We start from the raw sequence: 22,279 nt of genomic DNA, 5'->3' as shown, positions 1-22,279 counted from the left end.
CAGCCCACCCGGGCGGCCAGGAGCCGGACGCCGGTGCGGGTCAGAACCAGCGGTCGCGGCCGAGGCCGTCCGTGGCAGATGACTCAGCAGCCGACGACTCAGCGGCCGATGGCTCGGCGGCCCGGTCGTGGCGGCGGGTGAGCAGGTGGGCGACCGCGTGCACGCCGCCCACCGTCAGCGGCAGCGCCGCGAGCCCGTACGCGGCCGACCGCCCCGGCGCCGCCACCACCCCCGCCCGCCGCAACCGCCGCCACGCCCACGCCGAGAACGGGATCACCACCAGCGGCGCCGTCGCCACCCCCGGCGTGTACCCCCGCGTGGCGGCCGCCTGCGCCAGGTGGACGACCCCGTGCAACCCGAACCCGGCCAGCACCGCCTGGAACACCGGGCTGCGCCCGCCGCTGCGCGCCCCCAGCGCCGAGGCCCCCGCCACCACGCCGCCCATCAGCCCGATCGCCACGTTCACCCGCGCCTGCGACACCTCCAGCCGCTCCCACGGCACCCCCGGGTACAGCCGCTCCAGCCGGGGACGGGCCCGCCGCGCCCATCCCGCCATGGTCGCCAGCTCCTCGGCGTCGTGCACGGCCCAGGCCGCCAGCAGTCCCCAGGTCACCGCCGCGGGCATCCGGCTCATGTCGTCCCCCTCCTCAGCAAAACACAACGCTACGTTGCGTTGTACTCTACGGCTTTCCGGAAGCCACCTGTCAAGATGAGCAGGTGCCCAGGATCGAATCGACCGCCGCACGCCTGGCCAAGCTCGGCTTCGCCGACGGTGCCAGAGCCGCCCAGCTGCTCGACCGCACCCCGGCCGACCTCGACGGCCTCCTGGAGTTCCTGGTCGCCGTGGCCGATCCCGACCTGGCCCTGGTCTCGCTGACCCGCCTGGCCGAGCGCGAGCCGGCCGTCCTGACCGCGGTGCGCGAGGACGAGCGGCTCAGGGCGCGCCTGTTCGCCGTGCTCGGCGTCAGCGCCGCGCTCGGCGAGCACCTGGTCCGCCATCCCGGGCAGACGGCCCTGCTGGCCGAGCCCGAGCTGGGCGAGGCGCGCGCCGCGCTGCTGCGCGCCGTCGGCGCCGAGCCCGGCGAGCCCGAGCCGCGCGCCGGCGACCCCGACCCGCTGGTGGCGCTGCGGGTCGCCTACCGGGGCCGGCTCATGCACCTGGCCGCCCGCGACCTCACCGGGCAGGCCACGCTCCCGGAGGTCATGGCCGAGCTGTCCGACCTGGCCGGCGCGGCGCTGGAGGCCGCCCTCGCGATCGCCCGCGCCGAGGTCGACGACTCCGAGGCGCGCCTGGCGGTCATCGGCATGGGCAAGTGCGGCGCGCGCGAGCTCAACTACATCAGCGACGTCGACGTGATCTTCGTCGCCGAGCCGCGCGAGGGCGCCGACGAGACCAAGGCGCTGCGGTCGGCGACCCGGTTGGCCCAGGCCATGATGCGGGCCTGCACGGCGGCCACCCAGGAGGGCTCGCTGTGGGAGGTCGACGCCGGCCTGCGTCCCGAGGGGCGGTCCGGCCCGCTGGTCCGCACCCTGGCCAGCCACCTGGCCTACTACCGCCGCTGGGCCAAGACCTGGGAGTTCCAGGCGCTGCTCAAGGCCCGTCCGGTGGCGGGCGACCAGGAGCTCGGCGAGTCCTACGTCCAGGCGGTCAACGACCTGGTCTGGACGGCCGCCACCCGCGAGCACTTCGTCGAGGACGTCCAGGCCATGCGCCGCCGCGTCGAGTCGCACGTGCGCGCCGAGGGGGAGCGGCAGCTCAAGCTGGGGCCCGGCGGGCTGCGCGACATCGAGTTCGCCGTCCAGCTCCTGCAACTCGTGCACGGCAGGCTCGACCCGCTGCTGCGCCGCCGGGCCACCCTCCCGGCCCTGGCCGCCCTCTCCCGCGGCGGCTACGTCGGCCGCGACGACTCGCGCGGGCTCGCCGAGGCGTATTCGTTCCTGCGCCAGGTCGAGCACCTGTTGCAGCTCCACCGGCTGCGGCGGACCCACCTGCTGCCCACCGACGAGGCCGACCTGCGCAGGCTCGGCCGCGCCCTCGGCATGCAGGCCGACCCGGTGGGGGAGTTCACCGCCCGGTGGCGCCGGCACGCCATGGAGGCGCGGCGGCTGCACGAGAAGCTGTTCTACCGGCCGCTGCTCCAGGCGGTGGCCCGGCTGCCGGAGTCGGAGGCGCGGCTGTCCACGGCCGCGGCGGCGGCCCGGCTGGAGGCGCTCGGCTACGTCGATCCCAACGGCGCCCTGCGGCACATCGCCGCGCTGACCACGGGCGTGTCCAGGCGCGCGGCCATCCAGCGCACGCTGCTGCCCGTCATGCTCGGCTGGTTCGCCGACACGCCCGACCCCGACGCGGCGCTGCTCGGCTTCCGCCAGGTCAGCGACAAGCTCGGCAGCACCCCCTGGTACCTGCGGCTGCTGCGCGACGAGACGGCGGTGGCCGCCCGCATGGCCCGGGTGCTCGGCACCGGCCGCTACGCCACCGGACTGCTCATGCACGCCCCCGACGCGGTCGCGATGCTCGGCTCCGACGCGGAGCTGGCCGTGCGCCCGCCCGAGTCGCTGCGCGGCGAGGCGTCGGCCGCGGTGTCCCGGCACGCCGGCGACCCGGAGACCGCGGTGGCGGCCGTGCGCGGACTGCGCCGCAGGGAGCTGTTCCGCACGGCCGTCGCCGACATCTCGGGGCTGCTCGACATCGAGGCCGTCGGCACGGCCCTGTCGTCGCTCACCGACGTGACCCTGCAGGCCGCGCTCGACGCCGCGCTGGCCAAGGCCCCCGAGGTGACCAAATTCGCGGTCGTCGCCATGGGCCGGCTCGGCGGCATGGAGTGCTCGTACGCCAGCGACGCCGACGTGATGTTCGTGCACTCGCCGCTGCCCGGCGTCGAGGAGCGGGAGGCCACCGACGCCGCCTTCGCCGTGGCCAACGAGCTGCGCCGGCTGCTGTCGCTGCCCGCGCCCGACCCGCCGCTGCTCATCGACCCCGACCTGCGCCCCGAGGGCCGTCAGGGGCCGCTGGCGCGCACGCTGGCCTCCTACCGGGCCTACTACGCCCGCTGGTCGTCGCCGTGGGAGGCGCAGGCGCTGCTGCGCGCCCGCTTCTCGGCCGGCGACGCCTCGCTCGGCGCCGCGTTCACGTCGGTGATCGACGAGCTGCGCTACCCGGCCGGCGGGCTGCGCGAGGACGCGATCAGGGAGATCAGGCGGCTCAAGGCGCGCATGGAGGCCGAGCGGCTGCCGCGCGGCGCCGACCCCGCCCTGCACACCAAGCTCGGCCCCGGCGGGCTGTCGGACGTGGAGTGGGTGGCCCAGCTGCTCCAGCTCTGCCACGCGGGCGAAGTGCCGGCCCTGCGCACCACCCGTACCATCGGGGCGCTGCGCGCGGCGGCGGCCGAGGGGCTGCTGGACCCGGCCGACGAGCGCGTGCTGGCCGAGGCGTGGCGGTTCGCCTCCCGGGTCCGCGACGCGATCATGCTGGTCCGGGGCAGGCCGGGGGACAGCGTGCCGGCCGAGTCGGGGGAGCGCCGGCTCATCGCCCGTACGCTCGGCTACCCGCCGGACGGCTCGGAGGACTTCCTCGACGACTACCGCCGCGTCACCCGCCGCGCCCGCCAGGTCGTCGAGCGCGTCTTCTACGGGGGTTGATCCCGGTCCGCGGCCGGGTGTATCAAGGCGCAGGTGTTATCCGTTTACGTGGACCTGGCCCTCGGCCTGGTGGTGTCGTTCCTGCTGCTCTCACTGCTGGTGAGCGGGGTCAACGAGGCGTTCGTGCGCCTGCTCGCGATCCGCAGCAAGTTCCTGTGGGCCTACCTCAGGGACACCCTCGACGGCGCCGACGCGCAGGGCAGGTCGTGGCTGCCCGCCAAGGTGCGCGACGTGTTCGCCGCGCTGCCGTTCACCCGTGATCCCCGGCCGGTCCACAGCGACCAGCCCGCCCCCGCCGAGCCCGGCACGCTGCCGGTCGCCGAGCCCAAGGCGCAGGACGCCATGGTCAAACTGCTGTACGAACGCGTCCAGGAGATCGACCACCCGACGAAGGGCCGGACGAGCATCGCCAACATCCCGCCCGGGCGCTTCGCCGTCGCCCTGATGGAGATGGCGGCCGCCGAGCCGGAGGGCGTCGAGGGCTTCCTGGCCAAGCTCAAGGAGATGGGCAGCCCCCTGTACGGCCACCTGCGCGGCGTCTGGGAGACCGCGCAGCGCGACCTCGACCGGTTCAGGCAGGGCGTCGAGACCTGGTTCGACGGCGAGATGGAACGCCTGTCGATGTTGTACAAGCGCTACGTCAAGTGGGTGGTGGCCGTCCTCGGCCTCCTGGTCACGCTGCTGTTCACCATGGACGGCCTGGAGTACGGCAAGACGCTGCTGCGCGACAACGCCTTCCGCGCCTCGGTGACCGCCGTGGCCGAGGCGGGCCCGGCGGCCTACGACGAGCTCAAGGCCCGGTGCGGCCAGTCAGACCCCGTGCCGTGCATCACCGAGACGCTCAGCGAGCCCGCGATGGTCCAGATGCTCCAGCACGCGCTGGTCAGCATCGCCATCCCGGCCGAGGGCGACCCCACGCTGCACTGGAACGGCGCCACCTGGTGGAGCCGGCTCACCACCCCCAGCCACTGGCCCGGCTACCTGCTGACGTACGTGGCCCTGCTGTTCGGCGCCCCCTTCTGGTGGGACGTGTTCCGCCGCATCACCGGCATCAAGGCCCGGCGCAAGGACCAGTGAGCAGGCCGCCGGATCAGGCGCTCATGGCGTACAGCACGTCCCGCAGCGACTCCTCGCGTCCGCGCAGCCAGACCAGGCGCAGGGCCAGCGCGGGCGCCCGGCAGTCGAGCGCGACCAGCGCGCCGGAGCCGAGGTCGGCGCCCAGCGCGAAGTCCGGCAGCAGGGCCTGCCCGAAGCCCTGCCTGGCCCACTCGCGGGCGGTGGCGATGCTGGTCAGCTCCCTGCGCGGCACGTCCGGGCCGAACGCCTGGTCGGCCGCGAGCCGGATCGAGCAGCCGGGCGGGCTCACCAGCAGCGGCTCCCGCTCGCCGTCCGGCGCGGCGACCAGCGACAGCGCGACCTCGCCGACGTCGAGGAAGTCCATGCCGGGCGGCGGGGTGAACCCGAGGCCGCCGATCCGCGGGCCGAGGTCGAGCAGGAGCGCCGCGTCCAGGTCGCCGGAGGCCACCTGGGCCAGCAGGTCCTGCCGCATCAGGGAGCGCACGTCCACGTCCAGGTCGGGGCGGCGTTCGGACAGGCGGCGCAGCACGGCCGGCAGCCGGGCGGCGGCCAGCATCTCCAGCGCGCCGACGCGCACCCGGCGGCGCCGGCCGGTGACCGCGCGGCGCACCTCCTCGGCGTGGTCGAGCAGGCCCTGCGCGCGGCCGAGCAGCGCGGCGCCGGCCTCGGTCAGCCGCATGCCCTGCGGCGTGCGCTCGAACAGCGGCACGCCGAGGCTGCCCTCCAGCCTGCGCACCTGCTCCGACACCGACGCCGGGGCCAGGCCGAGCGCGTTCGCCGCGCCGGTGACGGTGCCCGCCCCCGCGACGGCGACAAAGCCCCTCAACTGCCGCAAGTCCATATAAAGCAGCATAAGGTTTTCCCGAATGCCCCGTACGGCGCCGCCTGTTGAGGGGGAAAGCGGCGTTTGACCAGGCTGTGGGCATGCGAATGTTCGGTTTCTCCCTCGCCTACTTCCTGGTGATCCTCGACACGACCGTGCTGACGATCGCGCTGCCGGACCTGCGCGCCTCCCTCGGCGGCTCGCTGGCCGGGCAGCAGTGGGCGGTCAACGCCTACACCGTCGCCTTCGCCGCGTCGCTGCTCACCGCCGGCGCCGTGGCCGACCGGTTCGGCGCGGCCCGCGTCTTCAAGGCCGGGGTGGCGTTGTTCGGCGCGCTGTCGCTGCTCAGCGCGGCGGCGCCGGACCTCGGCGTGCTGGTCGTGCTGCGCGCGCTGCTCGGCGTGGCCGCGGCGCTGTGCACCGGCGGCTCGCTCGGGCTGCTCGCCGAGATGTTCCCGGCGCCCGCCGCCCGCGCCCGCGCCACCGGCCTGTGGGCGGCCGTCACCGGCTCGGCGCTGGCCGCCGGCCCCCTGCTCGGCGGCCTCCTGGTCGGACTGTCCGGCTGGCGCGCGGTCTTCCTGGTCAACGTGCCCTTCGCCGTGGTCAGCCTGCTGATCATGCGGAACGTCGCCTCCCCGCGCGGCGCCCGCCGGATCGACTGGCAGGTCCAGGCCCTGGCCTGCGTGCTGCTCGGCCTGGTCGCCGAGGCCCTGATCGACACCTCCGCGCTCGCCGCCGGGCTGGCCGTGGCCGTCCTGGTGGCGCTGGTGCTGGTGGAGCGCCGCAGCCACGCCCCCGCCCTGCCCGGCGGCCTGCTCGCCGCCACCTGGCCGGAGCTGCTGGCCGGGACGGTCGCCAACTTCGCCTTCTCCGGCGCGCTGTTCGTGCTCACCCTCCTCCTCCAGGACACCCGCCACCTGTCCCCGGTCGCCGCCGGGCTCGCCTTCCTGCCGCTCACCCTGCCCATGACGGTGAACCCGCTGCTCACCGGCCGCCTGGTGGCCCGCTACGGCCCCCGTCCGCCGATCCTGGGCGGTCTCGCCCTCCTCGCGGCCGGCCTGGCGGGGGTGGCGTTCACCGACGTGCTCGCGCCCTGGCTGGTGGTCATGGGGTTCGGGCTGTCGTTCGTGTTCCCGGCGCTGATGGCGGGCATGGTGAACGCCGCCCCCGCGGGCACGGCCGGCACCGCGGGCGGCGTGCTGAACGCCTCCCGCCAGGTCGGCGCCACCCTCGGCGTGGCGGTGCTGGGCGTCGTCGGGCGGCCCCTGCTCGCCGCGGCCGTCCTGACGGCGGCGACGTTCGGCTGCTACGCCCTGGCGGCCGCCCGCGCCCGGCATGCCGCGCGGGGACGACGGGAGGCCGCCGCAGTATCGTGAGGCGCACGAGTCAGACGACCGGCGAGGTGACAGTGCGTTTCCAGCATTCCGCGGACATCTGGCGGGACTTCCCCGACCTGGTGCCCTTCGCGCTCCACGTGGCGGGCGTCGACGCCGCCGCCCGCGTCGACGACCAGGTGGCCCGCTACTGCGACCTGGCGGCCCGGCGGGCCGCCCCCGAGAGCGAGCTGCCCGAGATCCAGGCGTGGCGGCGGGCGTTCACCCGGATGGGGCTCAAGCCGACGCAGTACCGGTGCGCGTCGGAGTCGTTGCTGCGCCGCTTCAGGAAGGAGGGCGCACTGCCGCGCCTGCATCCCCTGATCGACCTGTGCAACGCGGTCTCGATCGCCTTCGCCGTGCCGGTGGCGGTGTTCGACGTCTCCCGCGTCTCCGGCTTCGTCGAGGTGCGGTACGCCTCGGGCGAGGAGACGTACCTGACCTTCTCCGGCGAGACGGAGCACCCGGCCGCCGGAGAAGTGATCTTCGCCGACGCGGACGGCCAGGCGCACGCGCGCCGCTGGACCAACCGGCAGAGCGGCCTGTCGGCGGTCCGCGACACCACCACCGACGTGCTCATCGTGGCCGAGGCCCTGCACGAGACGGCCCGCGCGGACGTCGAACGCCTGGCCACGGCCCTCTACGACGAGCTGACCGCCCTGTGGCCGGTGTCGCCGAAGTCGGAGATCCTCACCGCGTCGGCGCCCCGCTTCGACTTCTGACCACGGGGCGGTCCCCGCTCACGGCTCAGCAGGGCGTGAAGTAGACCTTCTGGGTGCCCGACAGGACGCCCCACTCGCCGGCGGGCTGGCCGCAGCCGAACCACCGCTGGCCGACGAGCTGGTCGCCGTTGAAGTAGGCGAAGACGACGAGGAGGTCGCCGCCGGGCGGCGGCGGCGGGATGGCGTGAGCCGGGGTCGAACCGAGACAGAGCGCGCCGGCGGCCAGCACCGCGGCTAACAGCCCTCGTCTGATCCTCATGACGGTCCTCCAGATCCTTCGGGCGCGTTCGGCCGATGGCCGGTTGCGTGATCTGGGATCAAGGTAACCGCGTTCGCCGAACCCCGCCAGAGCCCTCCCAATCGGCCGTCGCGGGGCCGATCGACCGGCCCGAAGGGCGCGGTGGCTCGGTTCCGCGGGAGTGAGCGGGAAAGGGCCCGGTGCCGTCATCGGCGCCGGGCCCCCTTCGTTCCGGGTTCTCCCGATGGGAGAACCGCGGCCTCACACGTCGTAATACAGCTCGAACTCGTGCGGGTGCGGACGCAGGCGGATCGGGTCGACCTCGTTCTCCCGCTTGTACGACACCCAGGTCTCGATCAGGTCGGGCGTGAACACGCCGCCTTCGAGCAGGTAGTCGTGGTCGGCCTCCAGCGCGTCGAGCACCTCAGGCAGCGAGCCGGGCACCTGCGGCACCTGGCGGGCCTCCTCCGGCGGCAGCTCGTACAGGTCCTTGTCGACCGGCTCCGGCGGCTCGATCTTGTTCCGGATGCCGTCGATCCCCGCCATCAGCATCGCCGAGAAGGCGAAGTACGGGTTGCACGACGGGTCGGGCACGCGGAACTCGATGCGCTTGGCCTTCGGGTTGGACCCCGTGATCGGGATGCGCACGCAGGCCGAGCGGTTGCGCTGGGAGTAGACCAGGTTGACCGGGGCCTCGTAGCCCGGGACCAGGCGGTGGTAGGAGTTGACCGTCGGGTTGGTGAAGGCCAGCAGCGACGGCGCGTGCCGCAGCAGGCCGCCGATGTAGTAGCGGGCGGTGTCGGACAGGCCCGCGTAGCCGACCTCGTCGTAGAACAGCGGCGAGCCGTCCTTCCACAGCGACTGGTGGCAGTGCATGCCGGAGCCGTTGTCACCGAAGATCGGCTTGGGCATGAACGTGACGGTGTGGCCGTACTCCAGGGCGGTGCTCTTGATGACGTACTTGTAGAGCATCAGGTTGTCGGCCGTCTTGAGCAGCGTGCCGAACCTGAAGTCGATCTCCGCCTGGCCCGCCGTGCCGACCTCGTGGTGCTGCATCTCGACGTCGATGCCGCACTCGATGAGGTTGCGCACCATCTCCGAGCGCAGGTCGGTGAAGTGGTCCATCGGCGGGACCGGGAAGTAGCCGCCCTTGTAGCGCGGCTTGTAGCCCAGGTTGCCGCCCTCGGCCCGCTTGCCGGTGTTCCAGGCGCCCTCGATGGAGTCGATGTAGTAGTAGCCGGCGTTCGCCTTCGTCTCGAAGCGCACGTCGTCGAAGATGTAGAACTCGGCCTCGGGGCCGAAGTAGGCCGTGTCGGCGATGCCGGTGCCCTTGAGGTACTCCTCGGCCTTGCGCGCCACGTTGCGCGGGTCGCGGCTGTAGGCCTCGCCGGTCAGCGGGTCGTGCACGAAGAAGTTGAGGTTGAGCGTCTTGTGCTGGCGGAACGGGTCGAGCACCGCGCTGGACGGGTCGGGCAGCAGCAGCATGTCCGACTCGTGGATCGCCTGGAAGCCGCGGATGGACGAGCCGTCGAACATGAGCCCGTCGGTGAAGACGTTCGCGCCGAAGTTCTCGACCGGGAAGGTGAAGTGGTGCGTCGTCCCCGGCAGGTCGGTGAACCTGACATCGACGAACTGCACCCCTTCGTCACTGATGAACTTCAGGACGTCGTCGGCGGAGTTGAACACTCTCGAACCTCCCTGAGGGACTGGCCATCATGCCGACGCTAGGTCGCGGCCGTTTCCGTACGGTGTCTCGATTGTTTCGCATGTGTTACGCAGGGTCACGTCCCCTGGGACGTGTCGCAGCCTCCGTCGAAATCCGGCCGGACGTCCAGGTCGTAGGGGTCGGTGGCCGGGCCCGTCGGCGCGACGGAACCGGGCGGGTCGTCCTCGTAGACGGGGTGGACGAACCCGTCGTCGATGTCGCAGTCGGCCGGGGTGCTGCTCATGCCCCAGTCCACGTACACGGCGGGCTTGCCGTCCGAGCGGTAGAGCTGCACCTCGCCGGTGAGCTGCGAGACCAGCCGCATGGTGGTGGCCGGCACGCCGGGCCGGCGCACGGCGTAGACGGCCAGGTAGTTCACGTCGACCTTGACGCCGTGCAGCCCGTCCTCCCGGAAGGTGCCGAGGCGGGCGGTGCCGTTGATCTTGACCACGTCGGTGGCGAGCTCGGCGCTGCCGGGGGCGAAGCTGTGCACCATCTGGCGGCTGTCGTACTTCTTGCCGCCCAGCTCCTTGTAGAACTCCTCGCGCTGGTCGGGGTCGAGCAGCCCGGCGAACGCCTTGGGCCTGCCGCCCAGCAGCGTCTCGCGGTCGAGCAGGGCCGCCGCCAGCAGGGCGCGGGTGCGCTCCAGGCCCTTGGCCACCTCCGCCTTCGACAGGCCGCCCAGCGCCTTCGCCGCCGGCATCACGAGGCCCGCGGCGCCGTCGGCGTAGCGCTCGGCGGGCGAGCCGGCGAAGGGGTCGTCCGCGTCCACGGGGTTCGCGGGCACGGACAACGCCTCCAGGCCGGGGTTCCCGCCGAGCAGGTCGGGGCGGTAGGTGACCACGAGCCCCGCGGCGCCCACGATCGCGCACAACGCGATCAGGGCGACCGACATGCGCCCGAGCCGGCGCGGGCCGTGGTCGACCCGAACGTGATCGGCGGGTAAGCGGTCCCGCCGCGGCGGGCGTGGCGCGCGTTGCCGCGTGACGCCCTCCTTGGCCCCCTTGGCGGCGGACGAGCGCATCCTGCGGCGCTCGCCCTCGTCGATCTGCGCGATCACCTCGTTGAAGCGCGCGTCAAGGTCATCCCCGTGTGGCATGGCGACCATGATGGCGAGGGCAGAGCGCGGTTGGGTCACGATGCCGACCGCCCCGGGGGCCGGATACCGTTGACGGCATGAGCAGCAACGAGCCTCGGTGGACGCAGACCTGGCTGGGCGGCATCCGGTCCGCCGGGATCGACCTCGGATACCCGGGTGAGCGTCTCGGGCTGCCCGAGGAGGGCAGCGGATCGGTCGCCGGGTGGGGGCGCAGGATCGCCGCGCTCGTGATCGACTGGATGATCTGCACCTGGGTCGTCGTGCAGCTGCTGCTCAGGATGAACCCGGCCGAGTCCCCGTGGGCGCCCGTGCTGGTGTTCGCGCTCCAATACCTGCTGCTCGTCGGCTTCATGGGCCAGACGTTCGGCCACCGGCTGGCCGGCGTCCGCGTCGCCGCCATGGACGGCGGCGCCCCGCGCCTGCTGCCCGTGCTGGTGCGCACCGTCCTGCTCGGCCTGGCCCTGCCGGCCCTGATCTGGGACCGTGACCACCGCGGGGTGCACGACCGGGTGTCCAACACCATGGTCGTCCGGATGTGACGACCCGCCGGGCCGGGACGGGCCGGTGGTTCGGCCCGCTCATGGTGGCGGCGGTGTGCGTGCAGGCGGCGACGTTCGCGGCCCGTCCGATGGTCAGCTACCGGGCCATCGAGATCGGCGCGGGCAACCTCGGCATCGGGCTCATCACCGCCGGGTTCTCGGTGCTCCCGCTCTTCGCGGCCGTCTCCGCCGGGCGCTGGGTTGACGCCTCCGGCGAGCGCGGCGCGGCCCTGCTGGGCGCCGGGCTGATCACCGGCAGCGCCCTGGGCCTGGCCGTGGCCCGCTCGTTGTGGGCGCTGGTGCTGCTCAACGCGCTGTTCGGGCTCGGGCACCTGCTGTCCGTCGTCGCCCAGCAGGCCGTCATCGCCAACCGGGTGGCCGCCGGGGGCCACGACCGCGCCTACGCGCGCTTCACCGTGTTCACCTCGCTCGGCCAGCTCGCCGGGCCGTCCGCCGCGGCCCTCGTGGCGGGTGGCACGCTCGCCACGAGCGGCGACGCGGGCGGTGCGGCCGGCGTCGGGCCCGCCCTCGTCGTGGCGGCCGGGTTCGGGCTGGTGGCGGGGCTGGCGAGCCTGTGGACCGACGGGCCGGGCCCGGCGCGCGGGCGGGCCGCCGTCCGGCGTTTCCCGCTGCGCGGCACGCTCGGCCAGGAGGGCATGTGGCAGGCCCTGGTCACGAGCCTGGCCACGGTGTCCACGATCGACCTGGTGCTGGCGTACCTGCCGGCCTGGGGGCAGAGCCGCGGCGCCGGGGTGGTCGCGGTCGGCGCGCTGCTGGCGCTGCGGGCCGCCACCACCATGGCGAGCAGGCTTGCCATGGAACGCCTGGTCCTGCGGTACGGCCGCCGCGCCGTCCTGGTGACCAGCACCGTCGCCGCCGCGGTCACCGTCGCCGCGCTGCCGCTGTGCGGCCCGGCCGCCGCGGTGCCGGTGGTCGCGCTGATGGGCTTCGCGCTGGGGCTGGGCCAGCCCCTGACGTTGTCCTGGGTGGCCGGTCGCGCGCGGGCCGGCGAGCGCGGCACGGCGCTCGCGCTGCGCCTGACCGGCAACCGGCTGGGTCAGGTGCTGGTGCCCGCCGTGGCGGGCGTGGTGGCGGGGGCGACCGGCGTGCTCGGCGTCTTCGCGCTGAGCGCCGCCATGCTCGCCGCCACCGCCGGTCTGGCCGCCCGCGCGCCGATGAGCACCGCGGAGTAGGAATCCGTACCGGGTTTGTTTTCTTACCCGGTACGGTTATCGTGGAGTCATGATGGCGGGACTCAGGGAGCGCAAGAAGGAGCAGACGCGGCGGCGCATCGCGGAGACGGCTCTGCGCCTGTTCGCCGAGCGCGGCTACGACGCGGTGACGGTCAACGAGATCGCCGAGGCGGCCGGGGTCGCGAAGGTCACGCTGTTCGCGTACTTCCCCAGCAAGGAGTGCCTGGCCCTCGACGGCGTCACGGAGGACACGGCCGCGATCGTGGCGGGCCGGGCGCCGGGCGTCTCGCCGCTCGGCGCGCTGCGCGAGCACTACCGGACGATGGCCGCCCAGGGGGCGCGGGACGTGGACGTGGAGGGGCTGCTGACCCGCGTCCGGGTGATCGCGGCCACCCCGGCGCTGCTGGCGGCCGTCCAGCTGACCCACGCGGGCGAGCGGCACGCGCTGGCCGCGGCGCTGGGCGAGGCCGTGGGCGCGCCCGCGGGCGACCTGACCGCCCAGCTCATGGCGGCCCAGATCACCGCCACGATCACCACGCTGCAGGAGGCGTTCTTCCACCGGCTCGCCTCGGGGGACTCGCTGGAGGAGGCGGGCCGGCTGCTGGCGGACGACGTCGAGACGGCCTTCGATCTCCTCGAAAACGGCTTTTCATCCATAAAAGAGGAAAAACAGTGAAAAAAGGGATTAACTATGACACTGGGTTTCTGAACGGCCCGCAGCTCAGCCGCCGGACCTTCGATCCCGACGTCGTCGCCCGCGAGATGCGGGTGATCGCCGACGAGCTCCACTGCACGGCCGTCCGCGTCTCCGGCGGCGATCCCGACCGGCTCTCCGTCGCGGCCGAGCGGGCCGCGGCGGCCGGTCTGGAGGTGTGGTTCGCGCCCTTCCCCGTGGACGCCACCCCCGAGCAGGCCGTCGCCCTCTACGCCGACTGCGCCGCGCGCGCCGAGTCCCTGCGCCGCACCGGCGCCGAGGTGGTGCTGGTCGCCGGGTGCGAGACCAGCGCGTTCTGCCACGGCTTCATCCCCGGCGCCACGTACGGCGAGCGCCTGCAGGCCATGACGACGGCCGACCTCGCCTGGTGGCAGACGACGGCCGCCGACGTCGCGCCCCGCTTCAACGCCTTCCTGGCCGAGGCCGCCGCGGCGGTCAGGGCCCGGTTCGGCGGCCGGCTCACGTACGCGTCGGGCCCCTGGGAGTTCGTCGACTGGACGCCCTTCGACATCGTCGGCGTCGACGCCTACCGCGCCGCCCACAACGCCGCCGACTTCCCCGCGGAGGTGCGCGCCCACTTCGCCCACGGCAAGCCGGTGGCCGCCACCGAGTTCGGCACCTGCGCCTACAAGGGCGCGGGGGAGCGGGGCGGCTCGGCGTGGCTGGTGCCCGAGGGAGCCGTGCCCGACGAGGGCGAGCAGGTCCGCTACTTCGCGGAGTTGCTCGACGTCTTCGAGGTCGAGGGCCTGGCGGCCGCGTTCTGGTTCACCTTCGCCGCCTACAACCGGCGCGGCGCCGACGACCTCGGCTCCTACGGCGTGGTCAGGATGCTCGACGAGACCCGCTGGGAGCCCAAGGAGGTCTTCGCGGCGCTGGCGGCTAGGTATTCGCGCAGGTGAAGATGGCCGTGCCGGGGATGTGCCGGCCGCGCAGCGGGCTCCAGCCGCCCCACGCCCGATCGTGCCCCTGCGGCCACTCCGGCTCCAGCAGGCCGGTGAGGGTCAGCCCGGAGGCGGCCAGCAGGCCGATCCAGTCGCCCATCGTGCGGTGGTGCTCGACGTAGGAGGGGGTGCCGTCGTCGTCCCGCTCGACGTAGGGCGAGCGGTCGAAGTAGGAGCGGTCGGAGGTGAGCCCGCGCGGGCCGGGATCGTCGGGGAAGGCCCACCGGATCGGGTGGCTCACCGAGAACACGAACCGGCCGCCCGGCCGCAGCACCCTGCGCACCTCGCGGAAGACCGCCAGCGGGTCGGCCACGAACGGCAGCGCCCCGTACGCCGAGCACGCCAGGTCGAAGGCGCCGGACGCGTACGGCAGCGACTCGGCGTCGGCCTGCGCCACGGGCACCCGCAGGCCGGTGTCGAGGTCGATGCGCTGGGAGTGGCGCAACTGCCGGTGGGAGATGTCGAAGGCGGCCACCCGGGCCCCCTGCGTCACCAGCCACCGCGCGCACTGCGCCGCGCCGCAGCCGATCTCCAGCACCCGCCGGCCGCGCACCTCGCCCAGGAGTTGCGCCTCGGCTTCGTCGACGCCCTCCGGGCACCAGACGAACCCGGTGTCCCGCAGGAAGCCGCCGTGCTCGACCTGGTAGTCGTCGGCGTTGCCGTCCCACCAGTGGCGGTTGGCCCGCGAGGAGACCGACAGCACTAGCGCATCTTCGGGCCGCGCGGCATGCGGGCCCCCTTGGGCATCGGGCCCTTGGGCATCGGCAGGTTCTTCGGCAGCGAGCGCAGCCGGTCCTTGACCTCGTTGACCGAGGGCTTCTTCAGGTTGCGCGGCAGCTTCATGATGTGCCGCTGGAGCTTGGCGATCGGCACCTGGCCCTCGCCGTCGCCGCACTGGATGTCGTAGATCTCGACGCCCAGCACCACGCGCGCGACCCGCTTCTTCTCGGCCGCGAGCATCTTGGCCACCCGGTTGCCGGGCCCCTCGGAGACCAGCACGACCCCCGGGAAGCCGACGACGAGGTGGACCAGGTCCTGGTCACGGTTGACCGCGATGGCCGGGGTGACCTGCCAGTTGCCCCGCATGCCCTGCAGGACCGCGGCGGCGGCGCCGGTCTGGCCGTGCAGGATCGAGTACTGGGCCTTCTGGGCGAGCTGGCCGAAGACGACCAGCCCGACGGTGAGCGCGGCCAGGACGCCGATGAACACCGAATACCACAGGTAGTCCGTGACCAGGCCGATCACGACGACCACAGCCAGCGTGCCCACCGCCGAGAGGAAGACGATCGGCATCCCCTTGGGATTGGCCTGCTTGATGATCTGCGCGATCATGCGGAGCTGCTTGATGCGCCCCGGCTTCTCTGGATCCTCGGACTTTGCCATGCTCAGAAGGATACAAACCAACTGGTGCACTATGGAAAACGCGACCGGCCTTTGTCGCTAGATCTTCACCGTGATCGACAGCCTCGGGTCCGCGACGTGGTGCGACGCCTGGAGCGTGTACTCGCCCTCGACCGTGCGCCAGCCGTCCTCCCACACCTGGAAGGCGCTGTCGGGCAGGAACACGGTCGTGATCACGGTCTCTCCCGGCCCGGCCTCGACCACGTCGAACCCGGCCAGGCGGCGGTCGGCGCCCCGGCAGAGGTAGATCTGCACGACCTCGCGGCCGAAGCGGTCGCCGGTGTTGGTCAGCGCGACGGTCACGGTCGCGCCCTCGGCGGCGATGGAGTCGTAGCTCCACGTCGTGTAGCCGAGGCCGTGGCCGAACCAGAAGGCCGGAACCCGCCCCGACCGCTCCCAGGCCCGGTACCCGATGAACGCGCCCTCGTCGTAGGCCACAGCGCCGTCCACGGGGGTGACGTCCGTGACGGGGGCGTCCGCGAGCGTGGCGGGCCAGGTGGTGGGCAGGCGGCCGCCGGGCTCGGCGCGGCCCGACAGCACGTCGGCCAGCGCTGACCCGGCCTCCTGCCCGGGGAACCAGGTCAGCAGCACGGCCGCGACCTCGTCCGCCCACGGCATCTCCACCGGCGAGCCCGCGTTGACCACGACCACCGTGCGCGGGTTGGCCGCGGCCACGGCGCGGATCAGCTCGTCCTGGCGGCCGGGGAGTGCCAGGGTCTCGCGGTCGAAGCCTTCGCTCTCGACCTCCGGCGTGGTCGAGGCCACGACTACCGCCACGTCGCTGTCCGCCGCCACCCGCACGGCCTCGGCGATCAGCTCGTCCGCCCCCGGCGCCGGGTCGGCGTGGCCCAGCGTGTACGCCACGAACGCCATGCCCCCGAAGGCCCCCGCCGGATGCGTCACGCTCAGCTCGTACGACTCGCCCGCGGCCATCTCGACGGCGAAGCGCCGCTCCGGCGGCGACAGGAACGCGGCCGCCGGATCGCCACCTTCCGGCTCGATCGTCGCGTCGAGGACGGTCTCGCCGTTCACCGTGACGGTGAAGGCGCCCACGCCCGCCACCGACAGCTCGTGCCGGCCCGACGTGCCCGGCGTGTACGCCGCCCGCAGCCGCACCGCCCCGAGCCGCTCGCCGTCCACGTCCGGCGGCAGCTGGCCGACCCACCGCGCCTCGGCCGCCGCCAGCGGATGCTCGGCCAGCAGGCCGCCGCCCGCGGCGAGGAACTGCGCCACGACCGGGCAGGCCAGCGGCGCCAGGCGGATCCGCGGGTCGGTCCCGACGGCGTGCCGGACCTCGACGCCCTCCAGCGCGCTCAGCCCGGCCAGCGGCGAGACGATCCGGTCGGGGAAGACCTGGGCGCTGCCGCCGCCCATGACCCGGGCCTCGCCGGCCGCCGAGCCGATGAGCGCGAGCGTGCGCACGTCCCGCAGCGGCAGCACGCCGTCGTTGGTGAGCAGGGTGAACCCGCGCGCGGCCACCTCGCGGGCCAGCGCGAGTCCGTCGATGGGGCCGTCGATGGGGCCGTCGATGGGGCCGGGGACGGGCCGGTCCTCGCCGCCGCCGAGCGCGCCCGTACGCTGTGCCAGCCGCAGGACGCGCCGGACCTTGTCGTCGACCACCGACTCGGGCACCCGCCCCTCCCGGACGGCGGCCTCCAGCTTGTCCCCCCACGGGCCGAACGGGCCGGGCATGGCCACGTCGGTGCCGCCGAGGGCGGCGGCCTCGGTGCTGCGCACGGCCGTCCAGTCGGACACGACGAGCCCGTCGAACCCCCACTCGTCCTTCAGCACGCCGTTGACCAGGGCGGAGTGCTCGGTCATGGTGGTGCCGTTCACCGCGTTGTAGGCCGTCATCAGCCCCCACGCGCCGGCCCGCACCACCCGCTCGAACGGCCGCAGGTACACCTCGCGCAGCGTCTTCTCGTCGACCCGCACGTCCACGGTGAAGCGGTCGGTCTCGAAGTCGTTGGCCACGAAGTGCTTGGGCGTGGTGGCCACGCCGCCCTCCTGCACGCCCTCGACGTAGGCCGCGCCGATCTCGCCGGTCAGGTACGGATCCTCCGAGAAGCACTCGAAGTGCCGGCCGCCGAGCGGGGAGCGGTGCAGGTTGATCGTGGGCGCGAGCAGCACGTGCACGCCCTTGCGCCGGGCCTCCTGGGCCAGCAGCGCGCCGGCCCGCCGGACGAGCTCCACGTCCCAGGTGGCCGCGAGCGCGGTCGGGCTGGGCAGCGCGATCGACGGGTCGGCGGAGGTCCACTGCTCGCCGCGGACGCCGATCGGGCCGTCGCTCATCACGAGCCGGTCGAGCCCGATCTCGGGGATCGGCGGAAGGGACCACATGCCGGCCCCGGTGAGCAGGCGGATCTTGGTGGGGAGGTCGAGCCGGGCGATCAGTTCGTCGAGTTCCACGGCATCAGTGTTCACCAGAAAACCGAGCACTCGATAGGTTTGTGACCTTTACGTTACGCAAAGCCTGTCACCGGGCGAAGAACTCCAGCAACTCGGGCACCAGCGCCTCCGGCGTCACGGCGTGGGCCTGCTCCTCCAGCACCCGGTGCCGCGCCCCCGGCACGCCCGCCGCGACCGCCAGCGCCGCGCCCGCCATCCACCGGGGGCTCCGCTCCCCGCTCAGCACCAGCAGCGGCTGTGCGATCGCGGCCAGCGTGGCGGCCGGCAGCCGGTTGCCCGGCCCGAGGACGGCGGCCTCGTAGGCCAGCGTGCGGGCCACGCCCTTGAGGTGCGCCCACGACGCGTCGGCCCGCATCGCGGCCACGGCCTCGACCGGCACCTCGGCCGCCTCCACCATGAACCGCTCGACCGCCTCCTCCCAGCGGCCCGCGTCCACCAGCGCGTCGAGCTGCGCGGCGAAGTCGTCCGGCAGCGGGGGAGCGTCGTCGTCCACGTGGTACGGCGGCTCCCACACCGCCACCCTCGTGATGCCGAGGCCCCGGGCGGCGGCCTCCAGCACGAGCGCCGCGCCGGACGAGCCCCCGAACACCATGGCCGTCCCGCCCGCCGCCCCGATCACCGCCGCCAGGTCCTCGATCTCCCGCTCGACCGCGTACGGCCGGGTGTCGCCGCTGCCGCCCCGGCCCCTGCGGTCGTAGTTGACGACCGTGAACCAGGGCGCCAGCGCGGCGGCCACACCCGCCAGCGTGGGGTGCGCCCGGTCGCCGAACGCGCCGTTGACCAGCACGACCGCGGGCCCGGCGCCGTAGCTGTCGTAGGCCAGCACGGTGCCGTCCGCCGAGGTGGCGTGGCCGTTCACGCGGGCTGGACCAGGCAGAGGGCCTCCCAGTGGTGCCCGTCGAGGTCGGCGAAGCCGCGCTGGTAGCGGAACCCGGCCTCCTGCGGCACGCCGGCCGGGGTGGCGCCGAGCGCGAGCGCCTTGTCCACCAGCTCGTCCACCTGGGCCGGGTTCTCCATGCCGAGCACCAGGATGGCCTCGGTGCTGGTGGTGGCGTCGGCGATCTCCTTGGTGACGTACGTGGAGAACGTCGGCTCGGTGAGCAGCATGACCTGGGTCTGCTCGTTGACGAGCACCGAGGCCATGCCCTCGGCCATGCCGTACATCGTGAAGCCGAGCTCGGTGAAGAACTTCTGCGACCGGTCCAGGTCCTTGACCGGAAGGTTGAGGAAGAGCTGCATGTCGTGCTCCTAGGCATCTGAGGTGTTGTGGAACACCTTCAGTCTGCTCAGCACGACCCCGCGCGTCTTGGATCCCCGTGCCAGGACGGTTGACGATCAGCGCACGGGGTTGGCGCGCCGGAACTCGGCCGGCGGCAGCCCGTACGCCCGCTTGAACAGCCTGCTGAAGTGCGCCGAGTCGGGCAGCCCCCACCGCGCCCCGACCTCGCCGACCGGCAGGTGCCGGGCGCCCAGCAGATCGGCGCGGCAGCGCTCCAGCCGCCGGTGCCTGATCCAGGCGGCCACCGTCGTGTTCTCGGACTCGAACAGCCGGTGCAGGTAACGCACCGAGACGTGGTGCGCCTCGGCCACCATCGCCGGATCGAGGTCGGACCAGCCCAGACGCTGGTCGATGAAGGCGCGCACGCGCAGCAGCAGGGCGCGGCGGCGGGCGTCCTCGGGCACCGCGGCGGCTTGCTCGGCCCGCTCGGCCAGGGCCGTGGTGACCAGCTCCATCACCACCGTCGCCAGCCTGGCCGCGCTGGCCGGGGTGTAGTCGTCGTAGTCCTCGGTGACCCGGCGCAGCAGCGGCACGGCCAGCGCGCCGGCGCCCTCGCGCGCCGAGACGGGCACCGCGGTCAGCCGGGCCACGTCGTCGTACGGCAGCGGCAGCAGCTCGTGCGGGAAGCTGAACACCGCCAGCTGCACCGCCGAGTCGTAGGCGATCTCGTAGGGGCGGGTGAAGTCGTAGATGGCGAACTCGCCCTTATGCAGGCGGATCTCGCGGCCGTCCTGGCGCAGCACCGGGCTGCCCGAGACGGCCAGCACGGCCCGGTAGAGCTCGGGGTTGTCGCGGTGGATCAACTTGGCCGTGCGGTGGACGCTGTGCGGCGTGGACGTGCGCACCCGGCCCACGCCCACGGGGCCTAATTGCCCCAGCTCGATCTCGCCCCGCAGCGGCGCGCCGGAATCGATGCGCAGGTCGAGCGGCCCGAGCGTGTCGCAGACGATGCCGCGCCAGGCGTCGTGACGGCTGCGCGCGGGCAGGTCGCTGGTGCGGATCACGGTCGCCACGGCCTCGCCCTCCCTCGGCAGCCCTGCCATGCTAGGGACGCGAAAAGCCCCGGGCAACGGCCCGGGGCTCCGCTCAAGCAAGATCAAGCGGGATCAGCTGGGATCAGCCTGGATCAGGTGGTCTGGCGGGCCGCGATGGCCTGCTGGTAGAGCCTGCCCGCGCGGTACGACGAGCGCACCAGCGGCCCCGACAGCACCCCGGCGAACCCGATCGCCTCGGCCTCGGCCTGCAGCTCGACGAACTCCTCCGGCTTGACCCAGCGCTCCACCGGGTGGTGGCGCGGCGTCGGCCGCAGGTACTGGGTGATCGTCAGCAGGTCGGTGCCGGCGGCGTGCAGGTCGCGCATCGCCTCGACGATCTCTTCGCGGGTCTCGCCCATGCCCAGGATCAGGTTGGACTTGGTGACCAGCCCGGCCTCGCGGGCCGTCGTGATCACCCCGAGCGAACGCTCGTAGCGGAAGGCGGGGCGGATGCGCTTGAAGATGCGCGGCACCGTCTCGACGTTGTGGGCGAACACCTCGGGCTTGCTGGAGAAGACCTCCTCCAGCTGGTCGCGGTTGCCGTTGAAGTCGGGCACCAGCAGCTCGACGCCGCAGCCGGGCAGCAGCGAGTGGATCTGCCGGGCGGTCTCGGCGTAGAGCCAGGCGCCGCCGTCGGGCAGGTCGTCGCGGGCCACGCCGGTCACGGTCGCGTAGCGCAGGCCCATCTGCTGGACGGACTCGGCGACCCGGCGCGGCTCGTCGCGGTCGTATTCCTTGGGCTTGCCCGTGTCGATCTGGCAGAAGTCGCACCGGCGGGTGCACTGGTCGCCGCCGATGAGGAAGGTCGCCTCGCGGTCTTCCCAGCACTCGTAGATGTTGGGACAGCCCGCCTCTTCACAGACCGTGTGCAGGCCCTCCCGGCGCACGAGCGATTTCAGCTCGGTGTATTCGGGGCCCGTCTTCAGCTTGGTCTTGATCCACGGGGGCTTGCGCTCGATAGGGGTCTCGGCGTTGCGCACCTCCAGGCGGAGGAGCTTTCGGCCATCAGGAGCAACGGTCACCCGTCCAGCTTACGTCCGCCGCGGAACCGGACCGGTCGAGGGTCAGGTGATGAGCCCGAAGCCACGGATCGCCCTGGTGTAGTGGCGCAGCAGCTCCTCGTCGATCAGCGCGGACCCGGCGGTGTCCAGCAGCTCCGAGTGCGGCGCCGAGGTCAGCACGCCGTCGTCGGTGAGCCGGTGGCGGGCCAGCGCGCCCTGCCTGATCTCGGTGACGCTCTCGCCGCGCAGCGCCGCGGCCTGGATGGGCGCCAGGTAGCCGCCGGCGGCCAGGCCGCGCAGCTCGTCCAGCTCGGCCTCGGACACGACCCGCCGGGCGATCGCCTCGCGCCGCTGCTCGGCACGGGGCCGCCCGGCGCGGGCCAGCGCCGTCAGCGCGTACTCCGCCAGCAGCACCGGGCCGCCCAGCACCCGCCCGATCACCCGGCCGAAGAACCCCGCCGCCTCGTACGTCGTGCCGGGCTGGTCGATCGCGCCCAGCGACGAAGCGGCGATCTTGGCCTGGGCCTCCTCCCTGATCTTCAGCGGAGCGCTCGACCCGAGCAGCGCGTCGTGCCAGGAGGCCAGCGTGAACAGGGCGCCGTCCACGATCAGCTCCTCGGCGGCGGGGGTGCGCGCGTACGCGGTGGCCAGCAGCGCCACCCGCTGCCGCGGCGTCAGGGCCAGCCACAACGGCAGCCCGATGACCAGCACCGGCGTGCGCGGCACGCCCACATGGTCATAGACGGTCTCGGTGGCCAGGTCCCGGACCGCGACCTTGCGCGGCCTCTTGACGCGGGCCCGGTCGGCCACGCGGTCGGCCAGCGAGTACAGCTCGCCGGCCGCGGCGCGGTCGAGCACCTCGGCGTCGGCCGGCAGGCGGGGCAGGCGGGGCCGCAGGGCCCATCCCACGGCCAGGCTCACGCCGCCGACCAGCCACGCCACGAGGGAGTCGAGGTGCGCCAGCACGGCCCACGCGCCCAGCGCGAGGAAGGCCAGCGTGAGCAGGTGAACCAGGAGCGCGAGAACGAGAGCGGCGGAACGCTTCACACGGCGATGTTAAGCCGGAAAGATCCAGATTCAACCGCTGTTCG

Annotated in this window: 21 protein-coding genes; 8 read left to right on the top strand and 13 right to left on the bottom strand. The window is 73.5% G+C overall.

The genetic code is table 11. From position 1 onward, the window contains the following. Positions 1-40: 40 nt before the first annotated feature. On the bottom strand, positions 41-634 hold the full coding sequence (locus ACIBK9_RS30680) for an HXXEE domain-containing protein (protein WP_397162274.1): 594 nt from the start codon (positions 632-634) through the stop codon (positions 41-43). 83 nt (positions 635-717) lie between these two features. Between ACIBK9_RS30680 and ACIBK9_RS30675 the strand changes: the two genes are divergently transcribed. Together ACIBK9_RS30675 and ACIBK9_RS30670 are read left to right on the top strand one after the other, a co-directional pair. Continuing rightward, entirely contained in the window at positions 718-3,639 is a 2,922-nt protein-coding gene (locus ACIBK9_RS30675) for a bifunctional [glutamine synthetase] adenylyltransferase/[glutamine synthetase]-adenylyl-L-tyrosine phosphorylase (protein WP_397162273.1), read from the top strand. 33 nt (positions 3,640-3,672) lie between these two features. Further along, positions 3,673-4,716, top strand: coding sequence for a hypothetical protein (locus ACIBK9_RS30670; RefSeq protein ID WP_397162272.1), 1,044 nt, complete (start codon positions 3,673-3,675; stop codon positions 4,714-4,716). A gap of 13 nt (positions 4,717-4,729) precedes the next feature. On the opposite strand, the gene ACIBK9_RS30665 is transcribed toward ACIBK9_RS30670, so the two are convergent. Further along, a complete protein-coding gene (locus ACIBK9_RS30665) occupies positions 4,730-5,557 on the bottom strand; it encodes a LysR family transcriptional regulator (RefSeq protein WP_364331905.1) in 828 nt (275 codons plus the stop codon). Between the two features lie 83 nt (positions 5,558-5,640). On the opposite strand from ACIBK9_RS30665, the gene ACIBK9_RS30660 reads away from it, so the two are divergent. Continuing rightward, positions 5,641-6,915, top strand: a complete 1,275-nt coding sequence (locus tag ACIBK9_RS30660; protein WP_397162271.1) for an MFS transporter — start codon at positions 5,641-5,643, stop codon at positions 6,913-6,915. Positions 6,916-6,947: 32 nt separating this feature from the next. Next, positions 6,948-7,634 carry a B3/4 domain-containing protein gene (locus ACIBK9_RS30655; protein WP_397162270.1) on the top strand — a complete coding sequence of 229 codons (687 nt, stop codon included), beginning with the start codon at positions 6,948-6,950 and terminating at the stop codon, positions 7,632-7,634. A 25-nt stretch (positions 7,635-7,659) separates the two neighbouring features. Here the strand turns inward: ACIBK9_RS30655 and ACIBK9_RS30650 are convergent, their stop codons facing one another. The 3 genes from ACIBK9_RS30650 to ACIBK9_RS30640 form a co-directional block, all read right to left on the bottom strand. Further along, positions 7,660-7,893, bottom strand: coding sequence for a hypothetical protein (locus tag ACIBK9_RS30650; RefSeq protein WP_352353417.1), 234 nt, complete (start codon positions 7,891-7,893; stop codon positions 7,660-7,662). Positions 7,894-8,133: 240 nt separating this feature from the next. Then, a complete protein-coding gene (glnA, locus tag ACIBK9_RS30645; RefSeq protein WP_352323044.1) occupies positions 8,134-9,558 on the bottom strand; it encodes a type I glutamate--ammonia ligase in 1,425 nt (474 codons plus the stop codon). Positions 9,559-9,653: 95 nt separating this feature from the next. Next, on the bottom strand, positions 9,654-10,676 hold the full coding sequence (locus ACIBK9_RS30640; RefSeq protein ID WP_397162269.1) for a hypothetical protein: 1,023 nt from the start codon (positions 10,674-10,676) through the stop codon (positions 9,654-9,656). Positions 10,677-10,753: 77 nt separating this feature from the next. Here ACIBK9_RS30640 and ACIBK9_RS30635 point away from each other — a divergent pair, with 77 nt between their 5' ends. Genes ACIBK9_RS30635 through ACIBK9_RS30620 form a run of 4 tightly spaced genes read left to right on the top strand, consistent with a single transcriptional unit; the run spans position 10,754 to position 14,022 of the window. Next, entirely contained in the window at positions 10,754-11,215 is a 462-nt protein-coding gene (locus ACIBK9_RS30635; protein ID WP_358294195.1) for an RDD family protein, read from the top strand. Next, positions 11,212-12,408, top strand: coding sequence for an MFS transporter (locus tag ACIBK9_RS30630; protein ID WP_397162268.1), 1,197 nt, complete (start codon positions 11,212-11,214; stop codon positions 12,406-12,408). Before ACIBK9_RS30635 ends, ACIBK9_RS30630 begins: the two co-directional genes overlap by 4 nt. A 49-nt stretch (positions 12,409-12,457) precedes the next feature. Continuing rightward, complete coding sequence (locus ACIBK9_RS30625) at positions 12,458-13,084, top strand: TetR/AcrR family transcriptional regulator (RefSeq protein WP_397162267.1); 627 nt, start codon at positions 12,458-12,460, stop codon at positions 13,082-13,084. After that, positions 13,081-14,022: a hypothetical protein gene (locus ACIBK9_RS30620; RefSeq protein WP_397162266.1), complete on the top strand. Its 942-nt coding sequence runs from the start codon at positions 13,081-13,083 to the stop codon at positions 14,020-14,022. Before ACIBK9_RS30625 ends, ACIBK9_RS30620 begins: the two co-directional genes overlap by 4 nt. Here the strand turns inward: ACIBK9_RS30620 and ACIBK9_RS30615 are convergent. From ACIBK9_RS30615 to ACIBK9_RS30580, 8 genes are all read right to left on the bottom strand, one after another. After that, complete coding sequence (locus tag ACIBK9_RS30615) at positions 14,003-14,767, bottom strand: class I SAM-dependent methyltransferase (RefSeq protein ID WP_397162265.1); 765 nt, start codon at positions 14,765-14,767, stop codon at positions 14,003-14,005. The two genes, ACIBK9_RS30620 and ACIBK9_RS30615, sit on opposite strands and share 20 nt — an antisense overlap. After that, positions 14,767-15,447, bottom strand: coding sequence for a DUF4191 domain-containing protein (locus ACIBK9_RS30610; RefSeq protein ID WP_352323051.1), 681 nt, complete (start codon positions 15,445-15,447; stop codon positions 14,767-14,769). Before ACIBK9_RS30610 ends, ACIBK9_RS30615 begins: the two co-directional genes overlap by 1 nt. Positions 15,448-15,504: 57 nt before the next feature. Continuing rightward, the gene (locus tag ACIBK9_RS30605; protein ID WP_397162264.1) at positions 15,505-17,874 is read right to left on the bottom strand and encodes a glycoside hydrolase family 3 C-terminal domain-containing protein; all 2,370 of its coding nucleotides are present in this window, start codon (positions 17,872-17,874) and stop codon (positions 15,505-15,507) included. Positions 17,875-17,941: 67 nt separating this feature from the next. After that, a complete protein-coding gene (locus tag ACIBK9_RS30600) occupies positions 17,942-18,733 on the bottom strand; it encodes an alpha/beta fold hydrolase (protein WP_397162263.1) in 792 nt (263 codons plus the stop codon). Further along, positions 18,730-19,113: a VOC family protein gene (locus ACIBK9_RS30595; RefSeq protein ID WP_387666083.1), complete on the bottom strand. Its 384-nt coding sequence runs from the start codon at positions 19,111-19,113 to the stop codon at positions 18,730-18,732. The genes ACIBK9_RS30600 and ACIBK9_RS30595 overlap by 4 nt, the downstream gene beginning before the upstream one ends. A gap of 96 nt (positions 19,114-19,209) precedes the next feature. Then, on the bottom strand, positions 19,210-20,196 hold the full coding sequence (locus ACIBK9_RS30590) for a helix-turn-helix domain-containing protein (RefSeq protein ID WP_397162262.1): 987 nt from the start codon (positions 20,194-20,196) through the stop codon (positions 19,210-19,212). A gap of 83 nt (positions 20,197-20,279) precedes the next feature. Beyond that, positions 20,280-21,209, bottom strand: a complete 930-nt coding sequence (gene lipA / locus ACIBK9_RS30585) for a lipoyl synthase (protein WP_352353393.1) — start codon at positions 21,207-21,209, stop codon at positions 20,280-20,282. Positions 21,210-21,251: 42 nt separating this feature from the next. Further along, positions 21,252-22,235 carry a M48 family metallopeptidase gene (locus ACIBK9_RS30580; RefSeq protein ID WP_397162261.1) on the bottom strand — a complete coding sequence of 328 codons (984 nt, stop codon included), beginning with the start codon at positions 22,233-22,235 and terminating at the stop codon, positions 21,252-21,254. Between the last annotated feature and the right edge of the window lie 44 nt (positions 22,236-22,279).

It is taken from the genome of Nonomuraea sp. NPDC050227 (assembly GCF_044459705.1).
Lineage (GTDB): Bacteria > Actinomycetota > Actinomycetes > Streptosporangiales > Streptosporangiaceae > Nonomuraea.
Note: the sequence above shows the minus strand (reverse complement) of the source record. Positions and strands in the feature narration are given on the sequence as shown.